Below are 8319 nucleotides of genomic sequence, written 5' to 3'. Positions count from 1 at the left end.
AAATCGGGCGGCAAATACGAAAGGCGTATTTGATGTCCAAAGGTATCATTCAAAATGTGGAAAAATCACAAGCAGTTATTTTACAGAATGTCTAATGAAAGCATTTTCAAATTGGAGGATAATTAACATATAGGTTAAGAGTTTCGTATCTTACGATTACAATAAGGAGGCTGTACGAATTATGACCGTAGTTAAAAATGAAACTGTTTTACTAAAAAATTATATTAATGGAGAATGGGTGGATGCACTCGGAACTGAAACGCTAGAGGTGCCGAATCCTGCGACAAAAGAAACATTAGTACGTGTGCCTCTTTCGTCAAAGGAAGATGTAGACCTAGCTGTAAAAGCCGCTAGAGAGGCATTTAAAGCTTGGAAAAGTACTCCCGTTCCAAAACGGGCGAGAATCTTATACAAATATCACTACTTACTAACGGAGAATCATGAAAAGCTAGCAAGACTTGTTGTCCAAGAAAATGGTAAGGCCTATAAGGAAGCACATGGAGAGGTTTTACGAGGGATCGAATGTGTGGAATTTGCAGCAGGTGCGCCAACCCTTATGATGGGTGAAACATTATCAAATATTGCAGAGGATATAGACTCGGAAATGTTCCGCTACCCATTGGGAGTAGTAGGCGGAATTACTCCATTTAACTTTCCAATGATGGTTCCAATGTGGATGTTCCCATTAGCCATTGCTTGTGGAAATACGTTCGTTTTAAAGCCATCAGAACGGACACCGATGCTGGCAAATGAGCTTGCACGCTTATTTACAGAAGCGGGGGCACCAAAAGGAGTGTTAAACGTTGTTCATGGTGCGCATGATGTTGTAAATGGCTTGTTAGATCATCCCAATGTAAATGCGATTTCGTTTGTAGGCTCACAGCCGGTTGCTAAATATGTATATGAGCGTGCGGCAGCACAAGGGAAGCGGGTTCAAGCCTTATCAGGTGCTAAAAACCATCATATTGTGATGCCGGATGCAGATATGGATAAAGCAGTAGCCAATATTATCAGTTCAACTTTTGGAAGTGCTGGACAGCGCTGTATGGCTTGTAGTGCAGTTGTCGTCGTTGGAGATGGTGAAAAATTTGTAACAGCGCTTAAAGATGCTGCAGATAACCTTACGATTGGGAATGGAATGGATGATGAGGTTCTATTAACACCAGTAATCCGCGAGTCCCATCTTAATAAAGTTCTAGGTTATGTGACAAAGGGTCTAGAAGAAGGGGCGGAACTGATCAGAGACGGAAGAAAAGAAATGGACGAAATGCCCGAAGGAAATTTTCTAGGACCAACGATTTTTGACCATGTGACCCCAGAAATGACAATTGCTAAAGAGGAAATCTTTGCACCAGTTTTAAGTCTTCTGCGAGCAAAGGATTTAGACGAAGGCCTCGATTATATTAGAAAATCACGGTTTGGAAATGGCGCTACCATTTACACAAAGGATGCGAGGGCAGCAAGACAATTTAGAGAAGAAGCAGAAGCAGGGATGCTGGGTATCAATGTTGGGGTACCTGCGACTATGGCCTTTTTTCCATTCTCAGGCTGGAAGGATTCCTTCTACGGTGACCTTCATGTAAATGGAAAGGATGGAGTGAATTTCTATACGCGTAAAAAGATGATTACATCCCGTTTTGATTATTAAGGGGGGAAAGCAGGTATGGCTAAGATTAAGCAAGGTGAGGACCTGTTAACAAAGGATAAGGATTATGTATGGCATTCGATGAAGCCGTACAATCCCAATTCAACTCTTGTGATAAAGAAAGCAAAAGGATCCTGGGTAACAGATCATAAAGGGAAACGGTATCTCGATGGGATGTCAGGACTTTGGTGTGTGAATGTCGGTTATGGGAGAAAGGAGCTAGCTGACGCTGCTCACGAACAGCTTAAAGAAATGGCCTATTTTCCATTAACACATAGCCACGAGCCTGCGATAAAACTTGCTGAAAAGTTAAATGAAATGCTTGGTGACGAGTATGTCATTTTCTTCTCAAATAGTGGATCCGAAGCGAATGAAACGGCATTTAAACTAGTGAGGCAGTACCATCAACAAAAAGGGGAACACTCCCGATATAAATTTATCTCCCGCTATCGTGCCTATCATGGTAATTCGATGGGAGCGCTCGCAGCAACTGGTCAAGCGCAGCGAAAGTATAAATATGAACCGCTTGCACCAGGCTTTCTCCATGTAGCGCCACCTGACCTATATCGTTCGGAAGATAAAGCAGATGCTAAAGCATCGGACCTTCAGTCCGTAAAGGAAATCGACCGTATGATGACATGGGAGCTCAGTGAAACAATCGCAGGGGTAATCATGGAGCCGATTATAACTGGTGGAGGTGTCATCGTCCCACCAGATCAGTACATGGCAGGGGTAAAGGAGGTTTGTGAAAAACACGGTGCACTTTTAATAGTGGATGAGGTTATTTGTGGATTCGGACGTACTGGCAAATCATTTGGCTTTATGAATTATGGGGTGAAGCCAGATATCATTACAATGGCGAAGGGGATTACAAGTGCGTATCTCCCGTTATCTGCAACGGCCGTCAGAAAGGAAATTTATGAAGTATTTAAAGGGTCAGAGGAATATGATTATTTCCGCCATGTTAATACATTCGGTGGAAGCCCAGCAGCTTGTGCCTTAGCCCTTAAGAACCTAGAAATAATGGAAAATGAAAAATTGTTTCAACGATCAGAAGACCTTGGTACCAGATTAATAGATGGCCTCACAGATGCTTTAACGGACCATTCAAATGTTGGTGATATTAGAGGGAAAGGCCTATTGATTGGACTAGAACTAGTCAAGGATAAACAAACGAAAGAGCCACTTGAAGTTGGTCAGGTTAATAAAGTCATCGCAGGCTGTCTACAAAAGGGACTAATTATCGGGAAAAATGGTGCTACTGTGGCTGGGTATAATAATGTGTTAACCCTTGCACCTCCACTATCGATTTTCGAGGAAGATTTAGAATTTATCCAAAGGACATTAATTGAAGAAATAAATGCCTTGTAAGAGCTATGTATCCAACAAAAAACGAATGTAGATCAACAGTCTACATTCGTTTTAATTATTTTTATTTATTTGTAAAAAAGTCTTTAAATGCTTGGGTTATTTCAATTCCTTGAAAGATGAACAAACTAGTCACCGTTAACGAACATAAACCAATCATAATAAATCGAAACCACATATTTTTTCTCCTCCTTGATTTTTATAGTTTTAAAAAATCAAAGAGTCTTTACCACATAATTCGACTGATAAAAAATGGGCATTATCCATACAAATTTTCGGATGGATTGGTTCACATCAATACTTATAAACATCCCTTTCAGGACAATTAAAAACGAAATGATGGAGAAAAACACCCAAGAAATCTTTAGTTTACCATCATCAAAAGAAGGATTGTCGAACGAAACACCACTAATGGTTACCGTATTCTCTTGTATGTCTGATGATTTAAAGGCATGGGAGTGTGCGAGCGTGGCTGAAAAGGACATGATCGCAACAAACATAATGATGGCAAAGACTAATTGTTTCTTCACTTTTACCATCTCCCCATTGTTAATGTTACTATCATACATCGGATAAAATCAAAAATCCACAAAAAGTTTTTTACAAATATTGCGAAAAATACTTTTTGGAAATTGTAAAATGTGGCAATTATGTTACCCTAAAGAGGAGGTGATGGAATGAGTAAACGTAGACGAAATCTTCTTATTGCAATCGTTGGGAGTCTCCTAATTATTACTTTTGGAGTTGTAAGGTTCCTAGAAATCAGGAATAACCACAAAATAAACCTGCAGATAGCAGAAAGCTGTATGGATAAGGGTGGAACGGTCGTATTTGAAGAAAAGCATATCTTTAGTCTATCTGAGGTTAGTTGTGAGTAAATATGAGTATCTGTCTGAATGAGGATAGATTTTTTACATAGCATATTGGAGTTGTTGGAATATGGCAATTGAGAGAATTACAGAAGATCGATTTATGGATTCCGTTCGTTTATCGGAATATGCGTTCTCGTATAAGGTACCAGTAGAACGTCTAGATGAAATTTTTAAAAAGATAAAAAAACACCAGATCTATGGCATCTATGAAAATGAAAAATTCGCTGCAAAATTTCATCTCATCCCACTTACAACATATGTGGGTGACCAGTCCTTTAAAATGGGTGGAATTGCAGGTGTGGCGACATATCCGGAATTCCGTAGAAGAGGCTACGTGAAGGATTTGCTTACATATGCACTTGAAACAATGAAGACACAGGGATTCGTCGTGTCGATGCTACATCCATTTGATGTGACCTTTTATCGAAAATATGGATGGGAGCTCTTTAGCGAGCGCTTAAAAACGGTTCATCAGCGTTCTGATTTAGTTATGCTTGAACCTTTAGTGGGTTCTGTGAAACGTTATCAATTAGAAAATGTTTATTTGAATGAACTGAACCAAATTTATGCGCAGTATGCAACACAGTTCTCTGGAATGCTTGTACGTGAGGATGATTGGTGGAGAAGCGTGGTTGACGATTTAAATATTGCCATATATTACGATTCTGAACAAAAGCCTACGGGGTATATTCTTTATGAAACGAAGGACAACAAGATGACAGTGGAAGAGTTTGTTCCTGTCAATTTTGAAGCACGGCGAGGCTTGTGGAATTTTATATGTCAGCATGACTCAATGATTTCTGAGCTCGAAATGACTACATATGAAAAGGAACCATTATTTTTTGCTTTAAAGATGCAAAAAACAGTGAAACGAGAGGTTTCTCCATATTTTATGGTTCGAATTGTTGATGTTGAGTCATTTTTAAAAGAATACAAATTTGCTAGAAATGAAGAATTGAAGCTTCAAGTCGCGGATCCGTTTGCACCTTGGAATGAAAAAACATTCCTTATTAAAGAGGGGGAGGTTCGCGTTACTAAAGAAAAGGAAGGGGCACTTAAACTGTCCATCAATGCTTTATCAACAGCTCTATTTGGCCACAAGCGCCCGACTGAATTGTTTGCGGCGGGTATGATTGACGGGGCTGAAAATAATCTAGAAGCTTTTGAAAAAATGATACCGACCCGGCCAGCTTATATGTATGACTTTTTTTAAGGAGGAAACCGATGATGCTTGAACATGCTAGGAAACTAGATAGGAAAGATCCGTTAGCCAAGTTTCGAGATGAATTTTATCTTCAACCAGATACCATTTATATGGACGGAAACTCTCTTGGACTTTTATCAAAGCGAGCAGAACAGTCATTACTTAACTCATTGGAAGATTGGAAGGAAAATGGAATCGATGGCTGGACACAAGGGAGGCAGCCATGGTTTTATATGTCTGAAAAAGCAAGCGAACAGCTTGCTCCGCTTGTTGGCGCTTCTTCTCGGGAAGTTATAGTGACGGGCTCAACGACCGTTAATCTGCATCAGTTAGTTGCGACATTTTATCAGCCGAAAGGAAGGCGTAACAAGATTGTAGCGGATGAACTGAATTTTCCATCCGATATATATGCCCTTCAAAGTCAGCTACGGATTCATGGGCTTGATCCAGAAGAGCATCTTGTTCGAGTTAAGAGTCGTGATGGGCGTTATTTGATTGAGGACGACATTATTGAGGCAATGACAGAAGAAGTAGCCTTGGTGGTTTTGCCATCAATCTTGTATCGAAGTGGGCAAATTTTAGATATGAAGCGTCTCACCGCTGAAGCACATAAACGTGGAATTTTAATCGGGTTTGATTGCTGTCATTCAGTCGGCTCAATCCCCCATTCTTTTTCTGAATGGGATGTGGATTTTGCGTTTTGGTGTAATTACAAGCATCTTAACGGGGGACCTGGTGCAGTTGCAGGATTGTATGTGAATCAAAAGCATTTTGGAGTGCTACCAGGCCTTACAGGTTGGTTTGGATCAAATAAAGAAAAACAATTTGATATGGAGCATTCGTTTACCCCTGCGGTCGGAGCAGGTGCCTTCCAAATTGGGACCCCACATGTGTTAAGCTTGGCTCCATTACTTGGTTCACTTGAAATGTTTACTGAGGCAGGGATTGAACAGATTAGGAATAAGTCCCTATTACTTACGAATTTTTTAATCGAGCTAATTGATACAGAACTTACTGGGATGGGATTTACGATCGGCTCACCGCTTGAAGAGTCTGCAAGGGGAGGACACGTCGGTCTTGAGCATAAGGAAGCAGCACGAATTTGCAAGGCCCTAAAAGAAAATGGGATTATTCCAGACTTCCGCGCTCCAAATATGATTCGACTTGCACCAGTTTCCCTCTATAATTCCTTTGAGGACGTTTGGAAAGTCGTTCAAATGTTAAAAACAATAATGGAAGAAAAGCAGTACGAAAAATTTAAAAATGAACGAGACGTAGTAGCTTAAGGTATACCAATTTTGGTATACCTTTTACATCGAGAAGGAGGACTTCATTTGGCAATCGCAGCCTATTCAAAGTTCAACACTTACAAAAATCATATTTTATCACTACCGCCTGACTATAAAGACGAAAATTTAAAAAACGAGACATTTTTATTGGACAAGGACGAAAAGAAAAACCTCGAAATCTATTATGCACCATTTGAACATGTGAATGAAGCCGCGAAAGTAGTGATTGTCGGCATCACTCCGGGGATGCATCAGATGAAAAAATCATACTCAACCATCCTTGACCCAAAAAATAAAGATCTTTCAGATGAACAGCTTCTTCAACACGTCAAAAATAACTCGAGCTTTGAAGGGCCGATGAGAAAAAATCTGATTCAAATGCTGGACGAGCTTGGCTTACATACCTATTTGGACATTGCGTCTACAGGCGAGCTATTTGGAGCGGCAAGTCACCTAGTGCAAACGACGTCTGTGATAACTTATCCTGTTTTTTATAAAGGGAAAAACTATAGTGGTTCCACGCCGAAAATATTAAAGACAGATGTGTTAAAGAAATATGTGTTGGAGTGTTTTGTAAAAGAAATTCAGAGCCTTCAAAATCCACTCATCATTCCTTTAGGGGTTAATGTGACGGGAGTATTAGATTTTCTCTCGGAAAATGACTATGTGTCACCTGAATCCGTGTTATATGGATTCCCGCATACCTCGGGAGGAAATGGGCATCGACATCGACAATTTGTCGAGAACAAAGATCAAATGAAACAAAAGCTGACGACTTATTTTTCATAAAAAACTGCACCCTTTGGATAGGGTGCAGCCTTCGTTATTCTTCAATTTTAATTGCAATTTTTCCGAACTGTTCGGCTTCATCAATGCGCTTTAATGCATTGGCAGCATCTGCGAGAGGGAACACTTTATCAAGTACTGGTTTAATTTTATGTTCATTGACAAATTGAAGCATTTCATTGAATTCTTCCGTACTCGCCATCGTTGTACCAAGTAAAGTATACTGGCCATAGAAAAATTCGCGAAGGTTGAAGTCTACAGTATCACCAGCAGAAGCGCCGAATGTTACCATTTTTCCACCTTTACGGAGTTGTCCAAGAGATTTTTGGAAGGTAGCGGCTCCCACTGTTTCAACCACAATATCTACTTTTTCTCCTTTAAGTGCTTCATTCCAGTCACCATTGCTGTCAATCGCAACATCCGCACCTAATTCAAGGGCTTGCTTTAACTTTGCTTCGGAGCGAGAAGTGACAATGACTCGAGCCCCAACTGCCTTTGAAAAAAGTAGAAGGAACGTAACCGCACCACTACCGATTCCAGGTAAAAGGATTGTATCGATTGGCTTTACTTGTGCTCGAGTGAATAATGCACGATAGGCAGTCATGGCAGCGAGTGACAATACCCCTGCCTCATCCCAAGATAAATGACCTGGCTTTGGTCCAACATTATCCGCTGAAATCGTGATTTTTTCAGCGAAGGTTCCGTGGTCTGGTAGTCCAAGGATTTCGTGGTCTTCAGGTGGTGCATCACTTTTTTCTTTCCAGCCTAATGAAGGGTTGATGACCACTTCATCTCCAACCTTAACACCCTCAACGCCAGGACCTACTGCCTCAACAATCCCGGCTCCGTCTGACCCGATGATTAGAGGTGGTTCTGTTTCTTTATGTCTATGTAAAACAAATAAATCACGGTGATTGAGGCCAGCACTCTTTAGTTTAACCTTTACTTCACCTATTTTTGGTTCTAACTCATCGATCTCTGAGAAGGAAGTTCCGTCCATTCCAGGAACCTTATAATGTAAAAACGCTTTCAAGTTTTCCCCTCCTAATTTGTAAAATGATAGTTTCATTTTAATAGAATTCTACAGAAGATTTCAACTAATTGGATTGATAAAGGCGTTTCGTTGCTGATTGTTTGGGGGAAGTGTGGAAAGGG

The 8319-nt window shown here is 40.4% G+C and carries 8 protein-coding genes; 6 read left to right on the top strand and 2 right to left on the bottom strand.

What is annotated here, in order from left to right; genetic code table 11:
- Positions 1-181: 181 nt before the first annotated feature.
- Positions 182-1648: a CoA-acylating methylmalonate-semialdehyde dehydrogenase gene (locus V7112_RS20735; RefSeq protein ID WP_335423360.1), complete on the top strand. Its 1467-nt coding sequence runs from the start codon at positions 182-184 to the stop codon at positions 1646-1648.
- A gap of 15 nt (positions 1649-1663) precedes the next feature.
- Positions 1664-3016, top strand: coding sequence for an aspartate aminotransferase family protein (locus V7112_RS20730; RefSeq protein ID WP_335423357.1), 1353 nt, complete (start codon positions 1664-1666; stop codon positions 3014-3016).
- Between the two features lie 212 nt (positions 3017-3228).
- Here V7112_RS20730 and V7112_RS20725 read toward each other — a convergent pair whose 3' ends face one another.
- Positions 3229-3543, bottom strand: a complete 315-nt coding sequence (locus V7112_RS20725; RefSeq protein WP_335423356.1) for a hypothetical protein — start codon at positions 3541-3543, stop codon at positions 3229-3231.
- A 147-nt stretch (positions 3544-3690) separates the two neighbouring features.
- Here V7112_RS20725 and V7112_RS20720 point away from each other — a divergent pair, with 147 nt between their 5' ends.
- The 4 genes from V7112_RS20720 (at position 3691) to V7112_RS20705 (ending at position 7167) form a co-directional block, all read left to right on the top strand.
- The gene (locus tag V7112_RS20720; RefSeq protein WP_335423354.1) at positions 3691-3891 is read left to right on the top strand and encodes a hypothetical protein; all 201 of its coding nucleotides are present in this window, start codon (positions 3691-3693) and stop codon (positions 3889-3891) included.
- A 61-nt stretch (positions 3892-3952) separates the two neighbouring features.
- Positions 3953-5098, top strand: coding sequence for a GNAT family N-acetyltransferase (locus V7112_RS20715; protein ID WP_335423352.1), 1146 nt, complete (start codon positions 3953-3955; stop codon positions 5096-5098).
- An 11-nt stretch (positions 5099-5109) separates the two neighbouring features.
- Positions 5110-6375 (top strand): kynureninase, encoded by a 1266-nt coding sequence (gene kynU, locus V7112_RS20710; protein WP_335423350.1) that lies wholly within the window; start codon positions 5110-5112, stop codon positions 6373-6375.
- 48 nt (positions 6376-6423) lie between these two features.
- Positions 6424-7167, top strand: a complete 744-nt coding sequence (locus V7112_RS20705; RefSeq protein ID WP_335423348.1) for a hypothetical protein — start codon at positions 6424-6426, stop codon at positions 7165-7167.
- A 34-nt stretch (positions 7168-7201) separates the two neighbouring features.
- Here V7112_RS20705 and V7112_RS20700 read toward each other — a convergent pair whose 3' ends face one another.
- Positions 7202-8197 (bottom strand): zinc-binding dehydrogenase, encoded by a 996-nt coding sequence (locus tag V7112_RS20700; protein ID WP_335423345.1) that lies wholly within the window; start codon positions 8195-8197, stop codon positions 7202-7204.
- Positions 8198-8319: the final 122 nt, after the last annotated feature.

Source organism: Bacillus sp. JJ1566, from assembly GCF_036962685.1.
Lineage (GTDB): Bacteria > Bacillota > Bacilli > Bacillales > Bacillaceae_L > Ferdinandcohnia.
Note: the sequence above shows the minus strand (reverse complement) of the source record. Positions and strands in the feature narration are given on the sequence as shown.